Origin of the sequence: Amphritea atlantica (assembly GCF_900111095.1) — a bacterium.
Classification (GTDB): domain Bacteria; phylum Pseudomonadota; class Gammaproteobacteria; order Pseudomonadales; family Balneatricaceae; genus Amphritea; species Amphritea atlantica.
This window is the reverse complement of the sequence record NZ_FOGB01000011.1, coordinates 62,752-87,286: the sequence shown is the minus strand read 5'-3', so window position 1 is coordinate 87,286 and position 24,535 is coordinate 62,752. Positions and strand designations below refer to the sequence as shown.

The 24,535-nt window shown below is 52.5% G+C and carries 26 protein-coding genes; 17 read left to right on the top strand and 9 right to left on the bottom strand.

Features of this window, described 5'->3' with window-relative positions; all coding sequences use genetic code 11:
- Positions 1–300: a hypothetical protein gene (locus BMY09_RS16315; RefSeq protein WP_091360405.1), complete on the top strand. Its 300-nt coding sequence runs from the start codon at positions 1–3 to the stop codon at positions 298–300.
- Between the two features lie 27 nt (positions 301–327).
- Here BMY09_RS16315 and BMY09_RS16310 read toward each other — a convergent pair whose 3' ends face one another.
- Complete coding sequence (locus BMY09_RS16310; protein ID WP_175483573.1) at positions 328–1,374, bottom strand: formylglycine-generating enzyme family protein; 1,047 nt, start codon at positions 1,372–1,374, stop codon at positions 328–330.
- A 201-nt stretch (positions 1,375–1,575) separates the two neighbouring features.
- On the bottom strand, positions 1,576–2,622 hold the full coding sequence (locus tag BMY09_RS16305; RefSeq protein WP_175483572.1) for a formylglycine-generating enzyme family protein: 1,047 nt from the start codon (positions 2,620–2,622) through the stop codon (positions 1,576–1,578).
- Between the two features lie 466 nt (positions 2,623–3,088).
- On the opposite strand from BMY09_RS16305, the gene BMY09_RS16300 reads away from it, so the two are divergent.
- Genes BMY09_RS16300 through BMY09_RS16295 form a run of 3 tightly spaced genes read left to right on the top strand, consistent with a single transcriptional unit; the run spans position 3,089 to position 5,032 of the window.
- Complete coding sequence (locus tag BMY09_RS16300; protein ID WP_091360398.1) at positions 3,089–3,871, top strand: hypothetical protein; 783 nt, start codon at positions 3,089–3,091, stop codon at positions 3,869–3,871.
- An 18-nt stretch (positions 3,872–3,889) separates the two neighbouring features.
- The gene (locus BMY09_RS22230; RefSeq protein WP_175483571.1) at positions 3,890–4,054 is read left to right on the top strand and encodes a hypothetical protein; all 165 of its coding nucleotides are present in this window, start codon (positions 3,890–3,892) and stop codon (positions 4,052–4,054) included.
- Positions 4,055–4,081: 27 nt separating this feature from the next.
- A complete protein-coding gene (locus BMY09_RS16295) occupies positions 4,082–5,032 on the top strand; it encodes a TAXI family TRAP transporter solute-binding subunit (protein ID WP_091360397.1) in 951 nt (316 codons plus the stop codon).
- A gap of 63 nt (positions 5,033–5,095) precedes the next feature.
- On the opposite strand, the gene fba is transcribed toward BMY09_RS16295, so the two are convergent.
- The 5 genes from fba to BMY09_RS16270 all read right to left on the bottom strand — a co-directional run bounded on the left by fba (position 5,096) and on the right by BMY09_RS16270 (position 11,016).
- Complete coding sequence (gene fba / locus BMY09_RS16290) at positions 5,096–6,136, bottom strand: class II fructose-bisphosphate aldolase (protein WP_091360395.1); 1,041 nt, start codon at positions 6,134–6,136, stop codon at positions 5,096–5,098.
- Positions 6,137–6,440: 304 nt separating this feature from the next.
- A complete protein-coding gene (locus BMY09_RS16285; protein ID WP_091360394.1) occupies positions 6,441–7,601 on the bottom strand; it encodes a phosphoglycerate kinase in 1,161 nt (386 codons plus the stop codon).
- Between the two features lie 76 nt (positions 7,602–7,677).
- A complete protein-coding gene (locus BMY09_RS16280) occupies positions 7,678–8,700 on the bottom strand; it encodes a type I glyceraldehyde-3-phosphate dehydrogenase (RefSeq protein ID WP_091360393.1) in 1,023 nt (340 codons plus the stop codon).
- 59 nt (positions 8,701–8,759) lie between these two features.
- Positions 8,760–10,754 (bottom strand): transketolase, encoded by a 1,995-nt coding sequence (gene tkt / locus BMY09_RS16275; protein WP_091360391.1) that lies wholly within the window; start codon positions 10,752–10,754, stop codon positions 8,760–8,762.
- 61 nt (positions 10,755–10,815) lie between these two features.
- Entirely contained in the window at positions 10,816–11,016 is a 201-nt protein-coding gene (locus BMY09_RS16270) for a hypothetical protein (RefSeq protein WP_091360389.1), read from the bottom strand.
- A gap of 65 nt (positions 11,017–11,081) precedes the next feature.
- Here BMY09_RS16270 and metK point away from each other — a divergent pair, with 65 nt between their 5' ends.
- From metK to BMY09_RS16225, 9 genes are all read left to right on the top strand, one after another.
- Positions 11,082–12,272, top strand: coding sequence for a methionine adenosyltransferase (gene metK, locus BMY09_RS16265; RefSeq protein WP_091360387.1), 1,191 nt, complete (start codon positions 11,082–11,084; stop codon positions 12,270–12,272).
- A 161-nt stretch (positions 12,273–12,433) separates the two neighbouring features.
- A complete protein-coding gene (locus tag BMY09_RS16260) occupies positions 12,434–13,162 on the top strand; it encodes a 16S rRNA (uracil(1498)-N(3))-methyltransferase (protein WP_091360386.1) in 729 nt (242 codons plus the stop codon).
- A 94-nt stretch (positions 13,163–13,256) separates the two neighbouring features.
- A complete protein-coding gene (gene gshB, locus BMY09_RS16255; RefSeq protein ID WP_091360384.1) occupies positions 13,257–14,219 on the top strand; it encodes a glutathione synthase in 963 nt (320 codons plus the stop codon).
- 36 nt (positions 14,220–14,255) lie between these two features.
- Positions 14,256–15,206, top strand: a complete 951-nt coding sequence (locus tag BMY09_RS16250) for an energy transducer TonB (RefSeq protein WP_091360383.1) — start codon at positions 14,256–14,258, stop codon at positions 15,204–15,206.
- Between the two features lie 79 nt (positions 15,207–15,285).
- The gene (locus tag BMY09_RS16245; protein ID WP_091360381.1) at positions 15,286–15,867 is read left to right on the top strand and encodes a YqgE/AlgH family protein; all 582 of its coding nucleotides are present in this window, start codon (positions 15,286–15,288) and stop codon (positions 15,865–15,867) included.
- Positions 15,868–15,904: 37 nt separating this feature from the next.
- Positions 15,905–16,381 (top strand): Holliday junction resolvase RuvX, encoded by a 477-nt coding sequence (ruvX, locus tag BMY09_RS16240; protein WP_091360379.1) that lies wholly within the window; start codon positions 15,905–15,907, stop codon positions 16,379–16,381.
- A complete protein-coding gene (gene pyrR / locus BMY09_RS16235; protein WP_091360378.1) occupies positions 16,362–16,877 on the top strand; it encodes a bifunctional pyr operon transcriptional regulator/uracil phosphoribosyltransferase PyrR in 516 nt (171 codons plus the stop codon). The genes ruvX and pyrR overlap by 20 nt, the downstream gene beginning before the upstream one ends.
- Positions 16,878–16,896: 19 nt before the next feature.
- A complete protein-coding gene (locus tag BMY09_RS16230) occupies positions 16,897–17,898 on the top strand; it encodes an aspartate carbamoyltransferase catalytic subunit (protein WP_091360376.1) in 1,002 nt (333 codons plus the stop codon).
- A gap of 10 nt (positions 17,899–17,908) precedes the next feature.
- Positions 17,909–19,183, top strand: coding sequence for a dihydroorotase (locus tag BMY09_RS16225; RefSeq protein ID WP_091360374.1), 1,275 nt, complete (start codon positions 17,909–17,911; stop codon positions 19,181–19,183).
- Positions 19,184–19,287: 104 nt separating this feature from the next.
- Here BMY09_RS16225 and BMY09_RS16220 read toward each other — a convergent pair whose 3' ends face one another.
- Both BMY09_RS16220 and BMY09_RS16215 read right to left on the bottom strand, forming a co-directional pair.
- A complete protein-coding gene (locus BMY09_RS16220) occupies positions 19,288–20,454 on the bottom strand; it encodes a PilT/PilU family type 4a pilus ATPase (RefSeq protein ID WP_091360372.1) in 1,167 nt (388 codons plus the stop codon).
- A 14-nt stretch (positions 20,455–20,468) separates the two neighbouring features.
- Complete coding sequence (locus BMY09_RS16215) at positions 20,469–21,503, bottom strand: type IV pilus twitching motility protein PilT (protein WP_091360370.1); 1,035 nt, start codon at positions 21,501–21,503, stop codon at positions 20,469–20,471.
- A gap of 336 nt (positions 21,504–21,839) precedes the next feature.
- On the opposite strand from BMY09_RS16215, the gene BMY09_RS16210 reads away from it, so the two are divergent.
- The 4 genes from BMY09_RS16210 to BMY09_RS16195 all read left to right on the top strand — a co-directional run bounded on the left by BMY09_RS16210 (position 21,840) and on the right by BMY09_RS16195 (position 24,422).
- The gene (locus BMY09_RS16210; RefSeq protein WP_091360369.1) at positions 21,840–22,550 is read left to right on the top strand and encodes a YggS family pyridoxal phosphate-dependent enzyme; all 711 of its coding nucleotides are present in this window, start codon (positions 21,840–21,842) and stop codon (positions 22,548–22,550) included.
- Between the two features lie 42 nt (positions 22,551–22,592).
- A complete protein-coding gene (gene proC / locus BMY09_RS16205) occupies positions 22,593–23,417 on the top strand; it encodes a pyrroline-5-carboxylate reductase (protein ID WP_091360367.1) in 825 nt (274 codons plus the stop codon).
- Between the two features lie 145 nt (positions 23,418–23,562).
- Positions 23,563–24,120, top strand: coding sequence for a YggT family protein (locus BMY09_RS16200; RefSeq protein ID WP_091360365.1), 558 nt, complete (start codon positions 23,563–23,565; stop codon positions 24,118–24,120).
- 8 nt (positions 24,121–24,128) lie between these two features.
- Positions 24,129–24,422: a DUF167 family protein gene (locus tag BMY09_RS16195; protein ID WP_091360362.1), complete on the top strand. Its 294-nt coding sequence runs from the start codon at positions 24,129–24,131 to the stop codon at positions 24,420–24,422.
- Positions 24,423–24,535 lie beyond the last annotated feature (113 nt).

The following is a 24,535-nucleotide window of genomic DNA, read 5'->3' as shown; positions in this document are numbered from 1 at the left end:
ATGATGATATTGAATAATGTACATTCATGGCGTCACTTTATGCAGATACTGGAGCGGATGAGTAAAAAAGGTGAGCCGGTTGATATGTATCTGAGTATGCAACGATTAACCTCCATACTGGACGGCACACAATATCTGGAGTTTATTAACTGGATAAAGTCTCTACAGGTAATAGAACCAGAACAAACCGCTTATAATCAACTAACTCCCTTTACCCCCAGAAAATATCCGGTCGATAAACGTCAAGATAAGCAGGTGGTGGCCAGTATTGAGGAGGTCTGGGGAGTAACCATCAGCTAATCCCCACCAACTAATATCGCTATCAGATTAAAAAAGTTTTTCTGTAGACTGAGTCGCACAACGAAAGCCCGCCATAGGGCTATATGTTGGTTTCCCGTTCGTTTCACTTTCACGACGAATCAAAATGTTGGAATTAACTTCAAAGGCCCAGTTACCACGAAGCACCCGATAGGTCTGAAGAGGCTGGTACTGTTTCTTCACTTGCACCGCTTTTTCAGGTCCCTGGGGATTTTTGACCGGGCTATAACTGTAATACTCCGGGTCATACCAGTCATTTACCCATTCAGCGGCATTATTCTGCAGTCCATAAATCCCTAACGGATTTGGTGGCAACATATCCACCGGATAGGTATGCCCTAACTTACCTGAGTCCTTATCATACGGCCTTGTATTTCTTTTGTTCTCTAAAAAGCCATTATCCGTTGCATAGTAAATCTTTTTCCCGCGGTTTCGGGCTGCAAATTCCCATTGAGCTTCAGTGGGCAGATCAAACGCATACCCCGTTAACTGACCCAGCCAGGTACAGTAATCTTTAGCATCCTGCCATCCCCGTGTACTGGCAGGATTATCGGGTTGAAACTGAAAGTTTTCTGGCTCTACCTCTCTTAACTCTGGCTTAGGTAGAGGCTCATTATGAGCCAGAAGATAGCGATCCATATCCTTCACCCGGGTCTCATACTTTGACAGCGAGTAGCTATCCAGCTCCACCGGATGGGACGGGCTGGTATCCATCGAACGCGTTGCATTGCACATATTCTCGGTCTCGCGCCAGACGGGCCGTTCAGGGTCAGCATCACAGGGCATACCAAAATCCCCCATCATAAATTTACCCCCCTCAATAAATACCATATCCTCAACTGCCCGCACCGCCGTATCCAGCACTTTAGCCTGCAGTTGACTATCGGCATCGGGATGTAGTGTTTGGATATTGGCGCGGATCTCAGCAATCTTTTCTGCAGACACAACATCACTGGTAACAACGATATCAGCTTCGCTTTTACAGCCACTGAGAATCAAAGCACAGGAAAGAGAGATAACAGATACTGACTGGAACAGTCGGGTCAGAGTGGGCATAGATTCATCCTTGTTGCCGGGGTCCATAACGCCCAAAATCATACCTGAATGGACCTCAGGACTCCAGTCGCAACGAACTCAAACCCTTTTTCCCCAAAATATCCCAAGGGAAACATTCAGGATAAGCAGGTGGTAGCCAATATGGATGAGGTTTGGGGATTATCCATCGGGTACCCCCCATCAACTAATACCACTCTCAGATTAAAAAAGCTTTTTTCTAGACTGAGTTGCACAACGAAACCCCGCCCAAGGACTATATATTGGCTCTTCGTTTGTTTCAATTTCACGACGAATCAAAATGTTGGAATTAACTTCAAAGGCCCAGTTACCACGAAGCACCCGATAGGCCTGAAGAGGCTGGTACTGTTTCTTCACTTGCACCGATTTTTCAGGCCCCTGGGGATTTTTGACTGGACTATAACTGTAATAATCCGGGTCATACCAATCATTTACCCATTCAGCGGCATTATTCTGCAGTCCATAAATTCCCAGTGGATTAGGCGGCAACATATCCACCGGATAGGTATCTCCTAACTTACCTGAGTCCTTATCATACGGCCTTGTATTCCTCTTGTTCTCTAAAAAACCATTATCCGTTGCATAGTAAATCTTTTTTCCGCGGTTTCGGGCAGCAAACTCCCACTGGGCTTCAGTGGGCAGATCAAATGCATACCCCGTTAACTGCCCCAGCCAGGTGCAGTAATCTTTAGCATCCTGCCATCCCCGTGTACTGGCGGGATTATCCGGTTGAAATTGAAAACTATCCGGCCTGCGTTCCCGGACTTCAGGTTTCGGTAGAGGCTCATTATGAGCCAGAAGATAGCGATCCATATCCTTCACCCGGGTCTCATATTTCGACAGTGAGTAACTATCCAGCTCCACCGGATGGGCTGGGCTGGTATCCGCCCAGTGGCTGGCATTACACATATTCTCTGTCTCGCGCCAGACGGGCCGTTCAGGGGCAGCATCACAGGGCATACCAAAATCCCCCATCATAAACTGACCGCCCTCAATAAATACCATATCCTCGATTGCCCGCACCACGGTATCCAGCACCTGAGCCTGCAGTTGACTATCAGCATCGGGATGTAGTGTTTGGATATTGGCCCGTATCTCAGCAATCTTGTCTGCAGACACAACATCACTGGTAACAACGATATCAGCTTCGCTGTTACAGCCACTGAGAATCAGAACACAGGAAAGAGAGATAACAGAAACTAGCTGAAACAGTCGGGTCAGAGTGGGCATAGATTCATCCTTGTTGCCGGGGTCCATATAACACGACAAAAATCATACACCAACAGTGATGTCTCAGCCCAGTTGGGAATCAATCCTCCGGCTTTTACTGCCACTGGCGTTTCAGATGAAAGTAGAAATCACTCTGAACCTGCAGAACTGAGGCCCTGCCCTATTACCTCGGTCAAAGAACCTGCCGGCATCAGTGCAAATAGAAGCTGCATCTAAGGTATAGCCTTTGATTGATTAATAGGTTAGGATTTGCCCCGAAAAAGGAATTTCAGATAGGCCCACACTGGTGGCTGTATTGTGCTGAAGGAGTAGCACTGTTTCGATCAGAGCTGTAATACTCTGCATACTTTTCTCCTCTTCTTCACCCTCTGATTTTTCCTTTCTCTGTACCGCCCAGGCGGAATGAGCTGATGCGATCCAGGTGATGCTGCATCAACCCCCATAGTGAGAAATAAAGGGATGTTCTATGAACTCTGAAATCGCTGTAACAGGGATAGCGACGAGCGGCTTTGCTGAAGTCCTGCAACAGAATAAAACTGAATTAGCAAAGATTGAGCAGTTTAGGAAATCTGCTATCTCGGTTCTTCCGCGCAATCTTATATTTGCCGGTATGACGCTGGGTGTTTTTTTTCTGATAGGGATGTTTGCCCTGCAAATCATCACCGGAGTGTTTGCGCTGATTCTGTCCGTTAGCGCTGCAGTCGGTGGCTTCTACGGGTTGCGCTTTCTTAAGGCGATGGACCCGGTTATCCGTCAGAAAACGAAAAATTTCAGAATAAAGAAGATGATGGAGGAAGCCCGCCGTAATGCCACAGAACAACTTGATAATCAGGTACTGGTTAACGCTCAACGATTAGAACAGGCCCGTGCCGCCCGGGACCAGATGGGTTCAGCGATTCGGAAAATGGAAAGTCAGATTGATGAACGAAACCAGGGCAAACCGATTTATGAACGCAAAAAAAAGTTATTGGCACAGGTCACTGAAGCCTATCAACAGATACTTGAAAAGCTGGATCGAGCGGCAGCCGTCAACCGTCAATTTGAGCAGAAAGTTAAAGAGTATAAAGACATGGAAGCCTTTGCTGCCCAGGCAAGTCAGGCGATGTCATTTATAAAACATACCGGTAATGATCAGTTAGAAGAGATGCTCTCACTGGAAGCATTCAGCCAGATCGAAACAGACTTTAATACCGCCTTAGTCGAGATTGAAAACAGTGCCCGGGATATGGCAGTAGATATGGCCGACTAGGCAGAAAAGGAGATAAAAATGAGCGAACAGGAAACCACCTCCACCCGAATTATGAGATGGACACTAACCGGACTTCTGGGACTGGCTGTCATTATTGGTCTGCTAACCTTTTTTATCGACAATCCAGACACACAGAGTAGGGATGCAGAACCCGTCTCTCAGGAATCAAACCCCTTTCAATAACCTATTAATCAAAACAAGGATGTAGATATGAATCTATTTAAAGCGCTTGGCTGCTTAACTCTGCTGGGACTGACCACGATGGCCTCGGCTACGGACGTAAAAGTCGGCACCGGTTCTGAGAGCGGTAACTACTACTCCATGGTGAAAGATATTAAAGCGTATTGTGATGACGCGCTGGAAAATGATGCGCATCTTTTACCAGTGAAGTCAGACGGGTCTGTAGAGAACCTGCTGGGCATGAATAGCAAACAGTTCTCTATGGGCGTGGTTCAGGAAGATGTATTGCAATATTTCGCCAAAACAGAGCCCCGCAAGGTTAACGGCAATCGCATGAAGGTTATCGACGGGATGCATATGGAATCCCTTCACCTTCTGATACCAAAAGGCTATCAGCCAGAGGGTGATGACGCCGGCTGGAAAGCGATGTGGAGCGGGCTGATTAAAGATGAAAAGCCAAAACCAATCTCGCTTAATCTGTTAAAAGGCCAGACCGTCGGTTCCTGGGGCGGTAGCGTTATCAGCGCCAAAGCGTTGAGCTACTTTATGGGTTTAAATCTGAATGTTGTTGAGATTCCGGCAGATAAACGCAGCAATCCAAACATGCCATTAGTGCTGGTTGGCGGACACCCTTACAAACCGGTAGAGCAGTATCTTGCCAGTGGTAAATACCACCTGGTCGCAATAGACTTTGCACAACTGGCAGGAAAGGCTCCATTTTACATTCAATCCAGCGTCAGCTATCGGGTAGACGGAAAAATTCAATCGGTGCCGACTTTCGGCGTTCGCGCACTCCTGATTGGCAAATCTTTCCGTAAGGAAGAGCGAAATGCCAACATGGTCAATCTGGCTAACTGCATTACTGACAGCCTGATTGATCTGGCCGATGATCCCGACACTAACCCCAACTGGGCTTCAGTGTATGAGCTGGAAGAGGCTGGCGAACAAACCAACTGGAACTATTTCTCTCTGAGTAAATAACCCAACAAAAAAAACGCCCCTCTCTAAAAGACAGGGGCGTTTTTTTATACCTGAAGACCGGTATTACAAACCGTACTTATCTGCCATGCCTTCCAGAGAGACCGGTACGATCTTATCCGCATGACCGGCAGTACCGAACGCTTCGTAACGGGCGACACAGATCTCGCTCATTGCATCCATGGTGACTTTAAGGAATTTACGCGGATCGAACTCCGATGGGTTTTGCGCCATGAAGCGACGTACCGCACCGGTAGATGCCAGACGCAAATCGGTATCGATATTAACCTTACGCACACCATGCTTGATGCCCTCAACGATCTGCTCAACCGGCACACCGTAGGTCTCAGGAATCTCACCACCAAACTCGTTGATGATCGCCAGCCACTCCTGTGGAACAGAGGAGGAACCGTGCATCACCAGGTGGGTGTTCGGGATGCGGTCGTGGATCGCTTTAATGCGGTCAATCGCCAGAATATCGCCGGTTGGCGGACGGGTGAACTTGTAAGCACCGTGGGAGGTACCACAGGCAATCGCCAGCGCATCGACACCGGTTTTAGCCACGAAGTCAGATGCTTCTTCCGGATCGGTCAGCATCTGGTCATGGGACAGTGTGCCTTCAGCGCCAACACCATCCTCTTCGCCAGCCTGTCCGGTTTCCAGCGACCCCAGACAACCCAGTTCCCCCTCAACAGAAACACCACACGCATGGGCCATCTCTACGGTACGACGGGTAACATCAACGTTGTATTCATAATCAGAGGGGGTTTTACCATCCTCTTTCAGGGAGCCGTCCATCATGACGGAAGAGAAGCCCATCGCGATGGAACGCTGACAGATCGCTGGTGAGGTGCCGTGATCCTGGTGCATACATACCGGAATATGCGGAAACTCAGCAATCGCCGCCAGAATCATATGCCGCAGGAAGTTAGAGCCCGCATATTTACGGGCACCGGCAGACGCCTGCACAATTACCGGCGAGTTGGTCTTGTCAGCCGCTTCCATGATGGCGCGCATCTGTTCCAGGTTATTAACGTTAAACGCTGGGATACCGTAGCTATTCTCTGCGGCATGATCCAGCAGCTGACGCATACTGATAAGAGCCATATCTTCACCTTTTAAAAAATTAAGCCGGGTTGCGGCTGTAAATTCTAACGTAAGCAGCTGAATAGATCAGCTGCTCTACTTTATATTGCAAATATTAAAGCTGGAAGTGCACTGAAAATCAGTGTTTGCACAGCCATTTTAGCGCCATTATTAAGCTCTACTATTAAGCTCTATTATATAAGCTTAAAGCGTTATGAGCGCAGAAAGTGCGTGGCAAAAGCTGACGAGAAAGCGGAGTTTACAGTTGTAAATGAGCATTTCTCGGCAACTTTTAACAAAGCAGTTTCAAGCGCAATAGCTTTAATTATGCCCGGGATTCAAGCATCGCTACCGCGGGCAACACCTTGCCTTCCACAAACTCCAGGAAAGCCCCACCGCCGGTCGAGATGTAAGACACCTGATCAGCGATACCGTACTTATCCACCGCCGCCAGGGTGTCACCGCCACCCGCAATCGAGAAACCTTTGTTCTCAGCAATCGCCAGCGACAGTGCTTTAGTGCCTTCACCAAACTGATCAAACTCAAACACACCGACCGGACCGTTCCAGATAATAGTACCGGCTTCTTTCAGCAGCGCGGCCAGGTTCGCAGCAGACTGCGGACCGATATCCAGAATCATATCATCTTCAGCAACTTCATCGACCAGCTTAACGGTCGCAGCAGCGGTTTCAGCAAACTCAGTTGCAACCACAACATCTACCGGCAGGGGAATATTCACCTTATCCATCAGCGCTTTTGCGGTAGGAATCAGATCATGTTCGCACAGGGACTTACCGACCGGCTTACCCGCAGCAGCCAGGAAGGTATTGGCAATACCGCCCCCCACAATCAGTTGATCAACCTTATCAGATAACGATTCCAGTACCGTCAGTTTGGTTGACACTTTAGAGCCACCGACAATCGCCGCCATTGGCCGGGCCGGCTTATCCAGCGCCTTTTCCAGCGCGTCCAGCTCACCGGCCAGCAGAGGGCCGGCACAGGCAACCGGTGCAAACTTAGCCACACCATGAGTCGACGCCTGAGCGCGGTGCGCGGTACCAAACGCATCCATTACATAGATATCGCAAAGGGCTGCCATCTGCTTAGACAACGCCTCATCATCTTTCTTCTCACCAACATTGAAGCGCACGTTTTCCAGCAGTACGACACCGCCTTCAGCGACATCAAAGCCCCCCGCCAGCCAGTCGCTGATCAGCGGAACTTCACGTCCCAGCAGGCCTGCCAGATGGGCAGCCACCGGTGCCAGTGAGCTGGCTGCATCATATTCACCCTCAGTTGGGCGGCCCAGGTGAGACATCAGCATCACCTTAGCACCTGCTTCCAGAGCGTGCTTAATGGTTGGCAGTGATGCACGAATACGGGCATCGCTGGTGACCTTGCCATCCCTGACCGGCACATTGAGGTCTTCACGGATCAGGACGCGTTTGCCCTTGAGATCCAGTTCGGTCATTTTCAATACGCTCATAATATTTCCTGCTTTCTAATCTAAAAAAGTAGAGTACCGTCTTCGCAGACCATACCTTAAAATTACGTCAGCTCTATTAGTCAGACCGGCAGTTAAGCCATGCCTGAGCAACATCCAGCATCCGGTTGGCAAAGCCCCACTCATTATCAAACCAACACATCAGCTTTATCATCTTGCCGCCACTGACACGGGTCTGAGTACCATCGACAACGCCGGAACGGGAATCCCGATTGAAGTCTACCGAAGCGTGTGCTTCTTCGGTATAACCTAAAAGTCCTTTTAACGGACCTTCCGCTGCACGACGGATGATCTGATTAACATGCACTGCACTGGTCTCCTCTGAGACATTCAGAGAGATATCCAGCAGAGATACGTTAATGGTAGGCACCCGCACATGCAGCGACTCAAAGCGGCCCGCCAGTTCAGGCAATAAACGGTCGATACCGCGATGCAGCCCGGTATTCACCGGGATAATAGACTGCATAGCACTGCGGGTGAGCCGCAGATCGGTCTGATGATAGCTGTCGATCACCGGCTGATCATTCATGGCCGAGTGAATGGTGGTGGTTAAGCCGCTGATAATTCCCAACTCCCGGTGTAACAGATCCAGAATCGGCACAATGCAGTTGGTCGAGCAGGACCCAGCGGCAACAATGGTCTGCTCTGCGGCCAGCAACTGCTGATTAAATCCATAGATAACCGTGGCATCAACATCACTGCCGGCAGGTTGGGAGAAAAGGAGTTTTCTGGCGCCACTGTCAAGATGCTGTTGGGCGGTCGGGCGGTCACTGAATGAACCGGAACACTCCAGCACCAGATCAATATCCAGCGTTTGCCAGGGCATCGCAGAAGGGGAGGCTTCGTTAAGCACCCGGATCCTGTCGCCATTGATCAGCAACTCAGTTCCATTATGCGACACAGGCAGCGGAAAGCGCCCATGGGTGGTGTCATAGCGGGTCAGATAGGTGACCGTCTCAATGTCAGACAGCTCATTGATCGCCACCACCTGCAGCTGTTCGCGGTAGCCACACTCATAGATAGCTCGCAGGACACTTTGTCCGATGCGGCCATAACCATTTATTGCAACCCGGTACGCCATACCACCTCGTTAAACAAAAAAGCCAACTGAATCAGCTGGCCTTTTTTCTTAGCCTGCACTCAGAGAACAGACTTCACTTTTTCAACTACGTTTTCGACCGTAAAGCCGAACAGTTTGAACAGATCCCCTGCTGGCGCAGACTCACCAAAGGTAGTCATCCCCACAATAGCACCGTTCAGACCAACATACTTGTACCAGAAATCAGCCTGCGCCGCTTCAACAGCAACCCGGGCAGTCACAGCAGACGGCAGCACCGCTTCACGGTATTCAGCATCCTGCTTATCAAACAGATCAGTGGATGGCATAGACACCACACGTACCTGCTTACCTTCCGCCTCAAGCGCTGCCGCAGAATCCATTGCCAGACCCACTTCAGATCCGGTAGCGATAAGGATGGCATCCGGAGTGCCTGCTGTATCACGCAGAATGTATCCACCGCGGGCGATATTCGCCAGCTGCTCATCGGTACGCGCCTGGTGTGGCAGGTTCTGACGGGAGAAGATCATCGCGGTCGGGCCATCGGCACGCTCCAGTGCAGACTTCCATGCGACAGCAGATTCAACCGCATCCGCCGGACGCCAGCAGCTCATGTTCGGCGTATGACGCAGGTTAGCGATCTGCTCAATCGGTTGATGGGTCGGGCCATCTTCACCCAGACCGATAGAATCGTGGGTGTAAACATGGATCGCACGCAGCTTCATCAGTGCCGCCATCCGCAGTGCGTTACGGGCATATTCCATAAACACCAGGAAGGTCGCACCGTAGGGCACAAAGCCACCATGCAGAGCGATACCATTCATGATGGCGGACATACCAAACTCACGCACACCGTAGAACAGGTAGTTGCCGGACGCATCATCTTTCGTCACGCCCTTGCAGCCTGACCATAGCGTCAGGTTAGAACCGGCCAGGTCAGCAGAGCCACCCATCAGTTCAGGCAGCAGCGGGCCATAGGCGTTCAGGGCATTCTGAGAGGCTTTACGGGAAGCGATGGTTTCGCCTTTATCCTGCAGCTCTTTGATGTAAGCATCAGCTTTATCGGAGAAGTCCGTTGGCAGCTCACCGCTATAACGGCGGATCAGCTCACGGGCTTCAGCAGGGTAAGCTTTGCTGTATTCGGCAAAACGCTCTTCCCACTCACTTTCCAGCACCGCACCGGACTCCAGCGCATTCCACTGGGCAGCGATATCTTCAGGGATAACGAAGGCTTCATGTTCCCAGCCCAGCTGTTTGCGGGCCAGTGCAATCTCTTCGTCGCCCAGAGGTGCGCCGTGGCAATCCTCTTTACCCTGTTTATTAGGCGAACCAAAACCGATAATGGTTTTGCAGCAGATCAGGGTTGGCTGATCTTCATTGTCCTGCGCCGCTTCGATGGCCGCTTTAATCTGCTCAGCGTCGTGACCATCTACGGCCGGAATCACCTGCCAACCGTAGGCTTCAAAGCGTTTAGGAGTATCGTCGGTAAACCAGCCCTCGACTTCACCGTCGATTGAGATGCCGTTATCGTCGTAGAATGCGATCAACTTGCCCAGTCCCAGGGTGCCCGCCAGAGAGCAGGCTTCGTGGGAGATACCCTCCATCAGGCAGCCATCGCCCAGAAAGGCATAGGTGTGGTGATCAATAATCTCATGACCTTCGCGGTTAAACTGCGCTGCCAGGGATTTCTCAGCGATGGCAAAGCCGACCGCGTTTGTGATCCCCTGACCCAGTGGGCCGGTGGTGGTTTCAACACCCGGCGCATAACCGTATTCCGGGTGACCGGCGGTTTTGGAGTGCAGCTGACGGAAGTTTTTCAGATCATCGATGGAAAGATCATAACCGGTCAGGTGCAGCAGACTGTAGATCAGCATTGAACCATGGCCGTTCGACAGCACGAAACGGTCGCGATCAAGCCAATGTGGATTCGCCGGATTATGTTTCAGAAAATCATTCCATAATACTTCAGCGATATCCGCCATACCCATCGGTGCACCAGGGTGACCGGATTTAGCCTTTTGGACAGCATCCATACTGAGGGCACGAATTGCATTGGCAAGTTCTCTACGCGAGGACATTCATTCACTCCAGGGCCGAACAAGCCCAAGTTGAGATTAAAAAGTGTTTGCGGCGGCTGTGTTATCTCTTGTGAAGATAACGAAGACCGGCACCGATAAAAAAATAGGCGGCTATTTTCTCGTAACCGCCCCCCAGCTTCAAACCTATTTCAGATAAATTTAATGAAAATGAGTGGTTTTCATCTAAAAAAGTAAAAAAATCATCCAAAACCGGAATACCGCCCATGCAATCAGGGCGCAAGACGATTAAAATAACTGACATTCTTATACCCGGGCCGACGGTCCGATACCATATTTATCTCCCTTACCTAGGATTGAAGACGCGTAATGAGCGAATACAGCCTGTTTACTTCGGAGTCAGTCTCCGAAGGCCATCCTGATAAGATCGCCGATCAGATCTCTGATGCGGTTCTTGATGCAATTATTGCTGAAGACAAATACGCCCGTGTAGCCTGTGAAACCATGGTTAAAACCGGTGTCGCGATTGTTTCCGGCGAGATCACTACCTCTGCATGGGTCGATCTGGAAGCGCTGGTTCGTGGCGTTATCTGTGATATCGGCTACACCTCTTCTGACGTCGGTTATGACGGTGCCACCTGTGGTGTACTGAACATCATCGGCAAGCAGTCGCCTGACATCAATCAGGGGGTTGACCGCGCGAAGCCTGAAGATCAGGGCGCCGGAGACCAGGGGCTGATGTTTGGTTATGCCAGCAATGAAACCGACGTACTGATGCCTGCGCCGATCTGCTACGCCCACCGTCTGGTTGAGCGTCAGGCGGAAGCGCGTAAGTCCGGTCTGTTGCCATGGCTGCGTCCAGATGCCAAGAGCCAGGTCACCTTCCGTTATGAAAACGGCCAGCCAGTGGGTATCGATGCGGTGGTTCTGTCGACTCAGCATAACCCGGAAGTCTCCATGGCGGACCTTCAAGAAGCGGTGATGGAGCTGATAATCAAGCACACCCTGCCTGCAGAGTGGATCGACAAGAGCACCAAGTTCCACATCAACCCAACCGGCAACTTCGTTATCGGCGGGCCTGTCGGTGACTGTGGTCTGACCGGCCGGAAGATTATCGTGGATACCTACGGCGGCATGGCCCGTCACGGTGGCGGTGCGTTCTCCGGTAAAGATCCATCCAAGGTGGACCGTTCTGCCGCTTATGCGGGCCGTTATGTAGCGAAAAACATCGTAGCTGCCGGCCTGGCCGATAAGTGTGAAATCCAGGTGTCTTATGCTATCGGTGTAGCGGAGCCAACCTCGGTTTCGATCAATACGTTTGGTACCGGCAAGGTCTCTGACGCGATGATCATCGAGCTGGTGCACAACCACTTCGACCTGCGCCCACATGCGATTACCCGGATGCTGGACCTGCTGCACCCGATGTATCGCCCAACAGCCGCCTACGGCCACTTCGGTAAAAACCCATTTGAGATGACCGTCGGTAACGATACCTTTACCGCCTACAGCTGGGAAAAAACCGATAAGGCTGACGAACTGCGGGCTGCCGCAGGCCTGTAAGCCGCGTTCAGGAACACAGATACAAAAAAGGCCGGATTCGCATCCGGCCTTTTTTATTGTCTCAGCAAACCTTAACCTGATTGTCTGACGATCCCGCTAACCGATCCCGTTATGCCATGGCATAATAACGCCTTAAACTTTAAACCTGATTGATAGATAGAATGAGAATCCCCCGTTTTTACGAACCTCAGTCCCTCTCTGAGGGCAGCGAAATCAACCTCAGCGACAACGTGGTTCAACATGTGTCCCGGGCCTTGAGAATGCGTCCGGGTGACGCGCTGGTCCTCTTTAATGGTGATGGGTTTGAGTATTCCGCTGAGCTGACAGAGGTAGCTAAACGCAATGCTACGGCACGGATTACCGGCGCGGATCAGCCCGCCCGGAAATCTCCCCTGAACCTCACTATTGGACAGGCGATCTCCCGCGGGGAACGGATGGATTACGCGGTGCAGAAAGCTACCGAACTGGGGATGAATCAACTGGTGCCGCTGTTTACCGAACGTTGTGAGGTGCGACTAAACAGTGAACGTCAGGACAAACGTCGCCAGCACTGGCAGCAGGTTGCCATCAGCGCCTGTGAACAGAGTCTGCGCTGTGACCTGCCTGAGATCAGCGAACCACAGTCGCTGAACGACTGGCTGGACAGTGTTGAAGCGGATCTGAAACTGGTGCTCCACCACCATACCGAACAGCCTTTGGGCAACTTTGACAAACCCGCATCGGTTGCCCTGCTGATCGGTCCTGAGGGCGGTCTGAGTGAAACTGAAGTGGAGCTGGCACTGTCAAAGGGGTTTAAGCCGGTTGCCTTTGGTCCGCGGGTGTTCCGCACCGAAACCGCACCTGTCGCGGCTCTTTCGGTTCTGCAATACCTCTGGGGGGACCTTGGATAAACAGGTTCGCAGACAGGGCTATAACAGTAACACTGGTGATGACCAGACCGGGCAGGTAGAATCCCCTTAATCAAAAGATTAACAAGGCAATTCGATGACAGTAAAAGTCGGTATTGTGATGGACCCGATCGAGTCCATCAGCTACAAAAAAGACAGCTCACTGGCGATGCTCTGGGCAGCTCAGCGTAAAGGCTGGGAGATCTGGTACATGGAGCAGAAAGATCTCTATCTGCGTGATGGCAGAGTCCTCGCCAAGATGGCTCCGATGACGGTCGAGATGAATCCCGAAAAGTGGTTCGAGCGGGGCGAATATCAGGTTGAGGAAGTAGGTTCTCTTGATGTCGTGCTGATGCGCAAAGATCCGCCTTTCGATAACGAATTCAGCTACACCACGCACCTGCTTGAGCTGGCCTCAGCACAGGGTAAAACCCTGATGGTTAACCGCCCTCAGGCGTTGCGGGACTACAACGAAAAGATCTTTGCCACCCACTTCCCACAGTGCTGCCCGCCGGTGCTGGTCACCCGTCGTGATGACCTGTTACGCGCGTTTCATGCCGAGTTTAAAGATGTCATTTTCAAACCCCTGGATGGTATGGGCGGTGCCTCAATCTTTCGCATTCAGGAGCAGGGGGTCAATCTCGGCGTTATCATTGAAACCCTGACCAAATTCGGCAGCGAAACCATTATGGCGCAGAAATACCTGCCGGAGATTGTCGACGGTGATAAACGTATCCTGATGATTGACGGAGAGCCGGTGCCTTATGGTCTGTCCCGCATTCCCACCAACGGTGAAACCCGGGGTAACCTGGCGGCCGGTGGCCGCGGCGAAGGTCGTCCACTCACGGAACGGGAACGCTGGATCGCGGCGCAGGTTGGCCCGACACTGAAAGCCCAGGGGATCCTGTTTGCCGGACTGGACGTGATCGGCGATTACCTCACCGAAGTCAACGTTACCAGCCCTACCTGCATCCGCGAACTGGACAATCAGTTTGGTCTGGATATCGGTATGCAACTGATGGATGTGATCGAAGCAAAGCTAAATCAGGGTAATGCATAAGCGCGATGTTATTCCCAGCCCTAGCAGGAACATACTATGAGTAAGGCTGCTGTCGCGGTTTCCGCAGCTGATCGGCTCGGCTTCACTCTGTTTCTGGCGGTAGCCGTGCATGCTGCGGCCATACTGGGGATCGGTTTTGCCGTGGCGCCGAAGACGCCGCCCGCGCAAACGCTGGAGATAACCCTGGCTCAGTTTAAGAGCGACAAGCCCCCGGAAGAGGCTGATTTTATCGCTCAGGCGGACCAACAGGGCAGTGGCCAGCTGGAAGAGAAAGCACTGCCGGCAACCCGGGAGAAAGCCGATTTTCAGCATCGGGATATACAGGAAACCGCACCGCGGCAACCGCTGACACCGCCGACTAATAGTGCCGCCACACCCACTCCGGCCACCACACCAGAGCCTGCACCCATTGCCGAGGTAGCCGACCAGCAAAACACCACCGCTGCGGAACAAGAGGTTGTTATTACCCAGGCCAAGCAGGAAAAGCGGGTAACCGACGCTCCGGAAAAACATCAGCAGTCCACTCCCCCGCCCCCCGCTCCGGGTAGCTCTCAGTCACTGCTGTCCCGTAGCCTTGAGATCGCCAGTCTGGAAGCTCAGCTGGAGTTTCAACGGCAGGAATATGCGAAGCGGCCTCGCATAAAACGGCTGACCTCTGCCGCCACCAAAAGCCACAGTGATGCGGTTTACCTGGCCAACTGGCGGCGTAAAATCGAATCGGTGGGAAATCTCAACTATCCTGAAGAGGCACAACAGAATCAGCTCTATGGCAGTTTGCGCATGATGGTCAGTGTTTTGCCCGACGGCAGTGTAAAGGAGATCAGCATTCTGCACTCTTCTGGCAACCCGATTCTCGACGATGCCGCAGTCCGCATTGTGCAGCTGGCGGCTCCCTTTCAGAAGTTCCCTGTAGAGATGCGTAAAAACACCGACGTACTGGAGATTATCCGCACCTGGAAGTTTGAGAAAAGCAGCCGGATATACTAATAGTAAGAATGCTACGCGCAAAATAAGGATATACAGTGCCGTATCTCGCTATTTCGCGTCACAAGGGCAGGTAATAATTATGACCTCAGACTCCCCCTCCATATACCTCCCTGGCAGCCTTCAGGGGCATTTCCTGATATCGATGCCCCATATGGATGACCCTAACTTTGCCCAAACCGTTATCTATATCTGTGAGCATAACGAATCTGGCGCGATGGGGATCGTTGTTAACCGTCCGATTGAGATGGACCTGGGGCAGCTACTGCAACACCTGGAGTTCAGCTATAACAGCGACCTCAACGATCTGATCTACGCCGGCGGTCCGGTACAGAATGACCGGGGCTTTATTCTTCACCGGCATACCGCCAATCAGTGGGAATCCTGTTACGATGTTACCGATGAGCTGACCCTGACAACCTCTCTGGATATTCTGCAGGCGATCAGTGAACACAGCGGGCCCGAGCAGTTTCTGGTGGCGCTGGGCTATGCGGGCTGGGGACCCGGACAGCTGGAGCAGGAACTGTCTGATAATGTATGGTTAAGTTGCCCGGCTAATTTAGATATAATGTTCCGCACCCCGGCTGAAGAGCGACTTCAGGCCGCTGCCGCGACGATGGGGATCAACCTTGATCTGCTGACGTCACAAAGCGGCCACGCCTGATCCGGCTCATCAGCCCTAACCCACGCAAAGAAGCGGAATGATCACACTTTCAGGTCAAATTATAGGCTTTGATTTTGGCACCACACGGATCGGGATCGCCGCAGGTCAGGCTATTACAGGCACGGCCACCCCATTACCTCCGGTCAGCGCCCGGGATGGCGTTCCCGACTGGTCGGTGATCGAAAAGGTGATTTCAGAGTGGCAACCTGCAGCCATTGTCGTTGGCATCCCCCTGAATATGGATGGCTCCATCAGCGACATGTCCCGCCGGGCGCGAAAATTTGCCAACCGTCTCAAAGAACGCTGCCAGTTGCCCTGCTATCTGATCGATGAACGCCTTTCCACCCGGGAAGCCAAGCAGATCAGTCTTGCCCGGGGCGGCAGCAGTAATTTTAAAGAAAACTCTGTTGACGGCATCGCCGCACAACTGATTCTGGAAAGCTGGTTTGCATCAGACCAGCTGATACCCAGTGAAACCCGACTGGAGGACCTCTATGGTATCGGGCGTAATTAAAGTGGATCACCTGCTCACCAAGATGGCGGAAGATCTGATCACACTGATAAAAGTAAGACAGCTGGACAACCCGATGGTCATTGGCATCCATACCGGTGGCGTCTGGCTGGCAGAACACCTGCATCAGCAGCTGGGTATCGAGAGCCCCCTGGGCACCCTGGATATCTCTTTCTACCGCGATGATTTCAGCCGCGCGGGCCTCAACCCTAAAGTTCAGCCCTCGGCGCTGCCCAGTGCTACCGAAGACCGCCATATTATTCTGGTGGATGATGTGATCATGAGCGGACGAACCATCCGGGCAGCGATGAACGAGCTGTTTGACTATGGTCGCCCGGCTTCCATTACCCTGGTCACACTGCTGGATCTGAACCGTCGCGAGCTACCGATTCAGGCGGATGTTACCGGTGATACGCTGCAACTCGCCGATGACGAGCAGGTCAAACTGACCGGACCGGTGCCTCTGGCACTGGAGATCCGTAAAAAAGACAACCCCTAACTTACCGCCGGAATCTGACATGTTTGAACAACAAGATCCCAACCTGATCCAGCTCAACAGCGCCGGTCAGCTGAAACACTTCCTGACCACCGAAGGGCTGAGCCGGGAGATGCTGACAGAGATCCTCGATACGGCTGATTCATTTGTCGATATGAGTGCACAGCAGGTAAAAAAGGTACCGCTGTTACGGGGTAAAACGGTGGTTAACCTGTTTTTTGAGGCCAGCACCCGCACCGCCAGCACCTTTGAACTGGCGGCAAAGCGACTGTCCGCGGATGTCCTCAACCTGAATATCAAAACCTCATCAACCTCTAAGGGCGAAACCCTTAAAGACACCCTGATGACCATGGAAGCGATGCACTCTGATATGTTTATCGTGCGTCACTCAGACAGCGGCGCGGCACACTATATCGCCAGCAATGTCACGCCCCATGTAGCCGTCATCAATGCCGGTGATGGACGCCATGCTCACCCCACCCAGGCGATGCTGGATATGCTCACCATCCGCCAGCACAAGGGGGGATTCGAACACCTCACGGTGGCGATTGTCGGCGATATCCTTCACTCCAGGGTGGCCCGGTCACAGATCCACGCCCTGCGCACTCTGGGTGCCAGAGAGATCCGGGTGATCGGCCCCACAACACTGTTGCCGCGTCATATAGAAGCGCTGGGCGTCACGGTTTACACCGACATGTGTCAGGGTCTGAAAGATGTCGATGTGGTGATGATGCTGCGACTACAGAAAGAGCGGATGCAAAGCGCCCTGCTGCCCAGCGAATCGGAGTTTTACAGTTTATACGGTCTTACCGAAGAAAAACTGAAGCTCACCCATCCTGACTCCATTGTGATGCATCCCGGACCAATTAACCGCGGCGTAGAGATAGAGACCTCGGTCGCCGATGGTCCGAAATCGATGATTCTGAAACAGGTGACCAACGGTATTGCCGTGCGCATGGCGGTGATGTCGATGGCGATGGGCGGCCAGATGACTGACCATCAGGCTGAGCGGGAGAGCGAATAAGGTGAATACGATGAATATTGCAATCAGGAACGGCCGTGTCATCGACCCCGCCAACCATCTGGACCAGATCACTGATCTGTTTATCTGCGCTGGCAAGATCGCTGCCATTGGCGAGCCACCAGCAGCGTTTAGTGCCGACCAGGAGATCGATGCCACGAACCTGGTAGTCAGCCCCGGTCTGATCGATCTGTGCGCTAACTTGCGTGAGCCCGGTTACAGTCGCAAGGGTACCATCGCCAGTGAAACCGCCGCCGCGGCGGCGGGTGGCATCACCACCCTGTGCATGCCACCACTGACCAGACCGATTGCCGATAACACCGCAGTGATCGATCTGATTGAAGACCTGGCAAAACAGGCTGGCAACGCCCGGGTCCTGCCGATGGGCGCCCTGACCCAGGAGCTGAAAGGTGAACAGCTGAGTCCGATGTATGGCCTGAGTAAAGCCGGCTGTATCGGCTTCACCAACGCCCGGGAACCGATCCATAGCTCGCTGACACTGGCGCGCTGCCTCGAGTATGCGGCGACCCACGACCTGCTGGTTATTTTCCAGCCACAGGATGCGGACCTGGCCGCTGGCGGCACCATGCACGACGATACCACCTGCACCCGTCTGGGACTCAGTGGGATTCCTGAAAGTGCTGAAACCATTGAAGTTGCCCGCTGCCTGCTGCTGATCGAACAGACCGGCGTGAGAGCCCACTTTGGTCAGCTGTCCTGCGAACGTTCCGTCAAAATGGTGATGGATGCCCGTGAAAGAGGGCTTCCGGTGACCGCTGATATCGCGATTCAGAATCTGCTATTAACCGATGAGAATGTCAGTGGCTTTGACCCTAACTTCCACCTGATTCCGCCACTACGCAGCCAGCTCGACCGGGCAGGTTTACGCCATGCGCTGGTTGCAGATGGCTTTCAGGCGATCTGTTCGGACCACCAGCCCCATGAACTGGCCGCCAAGCAGGCTCCTTTTGCCGCTACCGAGCCCGGGATGACGGGGCTGGAAACCCTGTTATCACTGTCTCTGATGCTGGTGCAGCAGGAACTGATCTCACTACCGCAGATGCTGGCGAAACTGACCACTGGCCCGGCCCGTGTCCTCAACGTCGATCTGGGTACACTCACCCCCGGCAGCAGTGCCGATATCTGTATCTTTGATCCAGAGCAGGAGTGGGTACTGACCCAGGAAAACCGTCGTTCAGCCGGTGCGAATACACCGTTTATGGGCTTCCCGCTCAAAGGGGTGGTGCGCTATACCCTGTTCGAAGGCAATGTGGTGTTTCAGCAATAGCAACCCGATACCCCATCGCTGATCGGGTATTCAACATCTCGCCACCATCAGCAGAAACAAAAAACGGCGCATCAGATGCGCCGTTTTTTTTACTGTGACGAGACCTACATCCCTTTAACGTCCAGCGACCCTTCATTTTGCAGAAAATCATCGTCATCCTGCAGGAAGAAGCCGGAGTCGTCCGATGCATCATTGATATCCGGATTGGTTTCCGAATTAAGTTTAATCATCAGACGCAGGTCGTTCGGTGAATCCGCATGGGCGATCGCCACATCATAGGTGATAGTCCCCTCTTTATACTCATTGTAAAGCGCCTGATCGAAGGTCTGCATCCCCAGGTTAGTGGACTTTTTGATTACCTCTTTCAGCTCATGCACTTCGCCTTTACGGATCAGGTCCTGCATCAGAGGGGTATTAATCAGCACTTCCACCACTGCCCGGCGACCTTTACCATCCTTTGTCGGCAGCAGTTGCTGCGCCACAATTGCTTTCAGGTTAAGCGACAGATCCATCCAGATCTGGGCATGGTGTTCAGGGGGGAAGAAACTGATGATCCGGTCCAGAGCCTGGTTGGCGTTGTTGGCGTGCAGTGTTGCCATACAGAGGTGGCCAGTCTCAGCAAAGGTCAGACCATAGCCCATCGTATCGGCACTGCGAATCTCCCCCATCAGAATCACATCCGGGGCCTGACGCAGGGTATTTTTCAGAGCCACCTCAAAGGAATCGGTATCCAGACCCACTTCCCGCTGGGTGATCACACTCTGCTTATGCTCATGGATATATTCGATCGGATCCTCAATGGTAATGATATGCCCGGCAGTATTGGCATTGCGGTAATCGATCATCGACGCCAGTGACGTTGATTTACCGGTACTGGTACCGCCGACAAACAGGATAAGCCCCCGCTTGGTCATCGCCAGATCCTTGAGCACCGGCGGCAGGTTCAGCTCCTCCATCGTTGGGATATAGGTGTTGATGCGCCGCAGTACCATACCCGGTGAGTTACGCTGAAAAAATGCACTCACCCGGAAACGACCGATCCCCGGAGCACTGATAGCAAAGTTACACTCGCGGGTGCCCTCAAACTCGGCCAGTTGCTTATCGTTCATGGTGCTATAGGTCAGCGAACGTGCCTGAGCGGGTTTCAGAGCTTCTTTGGTTAATGGCTTAATCGTACCATCAACCTTGATGCTGGGACGGGCTCCGGCGGTGATAAACAGATCGGATGCTTGTCGGTCAGTCATAACCTTAAGTAGCTGGGTAATATCCAAAATTCCGCTCCGTCTTAGAAATTCTTAGGATTCAGTGCCTTAGCACGGGCTGATTCACGGGTAATCAAACCTTTCTGCATCAGGTCGGTGAGCGACTGATCCAGAGTCACCATCCCAAATGCCGCACCGGTCTGAATGGCAGAGTACATCTGCGCTACCTTATCTTCACGTATCAGGTTACGAATTGCTGGCGTACCCACCATAATCTCATGGGCCGCCACCCGTCCGCCTTTCGGCTTCTTCAGCAGAGTCTGGGAGATAACCCCCTGGAGAGATTCTGACAGCATCGAACGCACCATCGATTTTTCTGCTGCCGGGAACACGTCGATGATACGGTCAATCGTTTTTGCCGCTGAGGTGGTGTGCAGTGTACCAAACACCAGGTGACCGGTTTCTGCAGCGGTCAGCGCCAGACGGATAGTTTCCAGATCCCGCATCTCACCCACCAGAATAATATCCGGGTCCTCACGCAGGGCGGAACGCAACGCCTCCTCAAACCCGAGCGTATCCCGGTGCACCTCCCGCTGGTTAACCAGACACTTCTTGCTCTGATGGACAAATTCTATCGGGTCCTCAATCGTGAGGATGTGCTCGTTGCGGGTCTCATTGATGTAATCCACCATCGCCGCCAGGGTGGTACTCTTACCCGAGCCGGTCGGTCCGGTTACCAGCACCAGGCCACGGGCATTATTGGAAAGATTGCGGAACACCTGTCCCATGCCCAGATCATCCATCGTCAGAACTTTGCTGGGGATGGTCCGGAATACCGCTGCCGCACCACGGTTCTGGTTATAGGCGTTAACACGGAAACGGGCCAGACCGGGCACCTCGAAGGAGAAGTCAGTTTCAAACCGCTCCTCGTAGTCCTTACGCTGCTTATCATTCATGATATCGTAAATCAGCGTGTGAACCTGCTTATGCTCCAGAGAGGGCAGCTTAATTCTGCGGACCTCGCCATCAACCCGGATAACCGGTGGCATACCGGCGGTTATATGGAGGTCGGACGCTCCCTGCTGAACGGTAAACGATAAGAGTTCTGTAATATCCATGGCTTCTCAGGTGTATAGGGAATCTGCAAGCAGTTCCATTGATTATCTGTAAGCGACAAAGCCTTCGACTGAAGACTTTGCATACCGTATAACTGGCCCTTCAATGATAATAAAAGCTGCAACCGGGGATATAAAGTCTTTATAAGCCTATTTTGGGCAGCATTGGCTATGATTTACCATAAAAACAGCTCTGAGCGTTGCGAAACACCCAGGCCCGGGGCAAATATTCGCGGGTTAGCCGGTGTTCTCTGGTATTATAGTCGCCACCCCTTATGGGTTGCACTATATCAGTTTTATCAGAATCGCCCATCATAGCCAATCGCTAGTTATTACACTATGACACAGATTACAGATCGATTAAAAAACGTTCACTGCCAGATAGACGCAGCAGCCATCGCCGCGCAACGTCAGCCGCAAGCGATCAAACTACTGGCGGTCAGCAAAACTCGTCCGGCTGAAGAACTGCGCCAGGCCTGGGCTTGCGGGCAACAGGCATTTGGCGAGAACTATCTTCAGGAAGCGCTGGATAAGATTGAGGCGCTACAAGATCTGAATATCATCTGGCACTTTATCGGTCCGATACAGTCCAATAAAACCCGGGCAATAGCAGAAAACTTCAGCTGGGTTCACAGCGTAGACCGGTTTAAGATCGCGCAACGCCTCAGCGATCAGCGTCCCGTAAACTTGCCACCACTGAATATCTGTCTGCAGGTAAACATCAGCGGGGAAAATAGCAAGTCAGGAGTTCTGCCGGCTGATTTGCCCGCACTGGCCGCCGCAGTGGCGACGCTGAGCAATATCCGTCTGCGGGGATTAATGGCCATTCCCGCCAGTAGCGACGATCCCGAACAGCAACGCAAACCCTTTGCACAGATGAATCATCTGCTGCAATCGTTGCAACGGCAGTTGCCGGACCAGCCACTGGACACCCTGTCTATGGGGATGTCCGGTGATATGGAGGCCGCCATTCTGGAAGGTGCTACCATTGTACGTATCGGCACTGCCTTGTTTGGCCCCCGCGACTACAGCAGCCATCATCAGTCATAGTAAGCATCAATCTATAACCATATTTAACATCGGGTATTACACGTGAGCACACAACCTACATTAGCATTTATCGGCGCAGGCAACATGGCCCGGGCCATCATGGGCGGACTGATCAGTAACGGTTATCCGGCGGCAAGCATCTGGGCCTGTGATACCGGGCAAGACAAGATGGCCGACCTGCAGCAGCAGGGGCTCAACACCACTACAGATAACAATGCCGCGGTGGCTGCAGCAGATATTGTGATTCTGGCAGTTAAACCTCAGGTGCTAAAAAGCGTCGCCATGGATATGGCGGCCAGCGTGCAGCAACACCGGCCGCTGCTGATCTCTGTCGCCGCCGGCATTCTGTGCAGCAGCCTGGAACAGTGGCTGGGGGGAGATCTCCCGGTGGTACGCTGCATGCCCAACACTCCGGCACTGGTTCAGCAGGGGGCCAGCGGTCTCTATGCCAACAATCGGGTTAGCGACCTGCAACGTAGTCAGACCGAGCAGATCATGACCGCTACCGGTATTGCGCTGTGGGTTGAAAGCGAAGCGCAACTGGATGCGGTCACAGCGGTTTCCGGTAGCGGCCCGGCCTACTATTTCCTGATAATGGAAGCGATGGTCGCGGCAGGAGAAAAACTGGGGCTGAGCCGTGAAGTAGCGCAGCAACTCACTATTCAAACCGCTCTCGGGGCTGCAGAGATGGCGCGCCAAAGCGATGTTGAGCCCGCTGAACTGCGCCGCCGCGTGACGTCTCCCAAAGGCACTACGGAACAGGCGATACTCACTTTTATCGATCAGGGACTGCCAGAGATCATTGCTAACGGCATGCAGGCCTGCAGCGACCGCTCTGCGGCACTGGCGGAAGAGCTGGGCAAATAAGCAAATGATATAAAAAGCCTTTCATCGGTTCATAGTCACCATGAAAGGCTCTATACTCAGGGCTATACGCTGATGCATTACTCACATTGTAATGCGTCAGACACGAACCAACCCCAAACAGATATCTGCAACAGGAACAGAGACAATGGGACAGGATCCTCTCAGTTCAATTATCCAGCTTTTCGGCCAGCTTTATGTTTTCATTGTCGTGCTGCGATTTTTGCTACAGATCGCTAAAGCTGACTATTACAACCCGATCTGTCAGGCGGTCGTTAAAATTACCGCCGTGCCGCTGGCACCATTACAGCGGGTAATGCCAAGACCCGCCAATATCGACCTTTCACCGCTGTTACTGGCGTTTTTAATCAATGTTGCGCTCTGGGCGATTATTCTGCTGCTCAAAGGCCAGAGCATGGGTGCAAACCTGTCTCCCGTGATGGTGCTTTCCGGCATCGGGGTACTGAATACCATTCTCGATATCTATTTTTATGCGGTTATCGGCGCGGTGATCATCAGTTGGGTAGCCCCCGGCAGCTATCATCCGGGACCACAGCTGATTGTACAGCTGACAGAGCCGCTGTTTGCCCTGGCACGCAGGGTAATTCCCTCTCTGGGAGGACTTGATCTGTCGCCGATACTGATCTTTTTCGTTATCCAGATCGCCCGCTCCCAGTTGGGTAGCCTGACCCACTTCCTGCTCTGAGGACGCTGATGGCAGACTTTTACTCCTGGCAGGACGACTGTCTGATTATCAGCTGTCGTCTGCAACCCAAAGCCAGCAATGATGCAATTGTTGGCTTACTGGATGATAGTGTTAAAATTCGTATCACTGCGCCTCCGATAGAGGGCAAGGCCAATGCCCATCTGATAAAATTTCTGGCGAAACAGTTTGGTGTGGCGAAAAGCTCAGTTACAATCCTGAGTGGCGAGCTGGGTCGACAAAAGCGGGTGAAGATTGCAGACCCGAAAAAATTTCCAGAACAACTGACGATTGAGCGCACCTGAAGTGATACTGAGATCCCTGCATAATTACCGACCCGCTGGCTATCTGATTCTGGATAGCCAGTCTCTGCTGTACGAAATGTGAAGCTCGACCCGATAGATCAGCAGCTCCATAT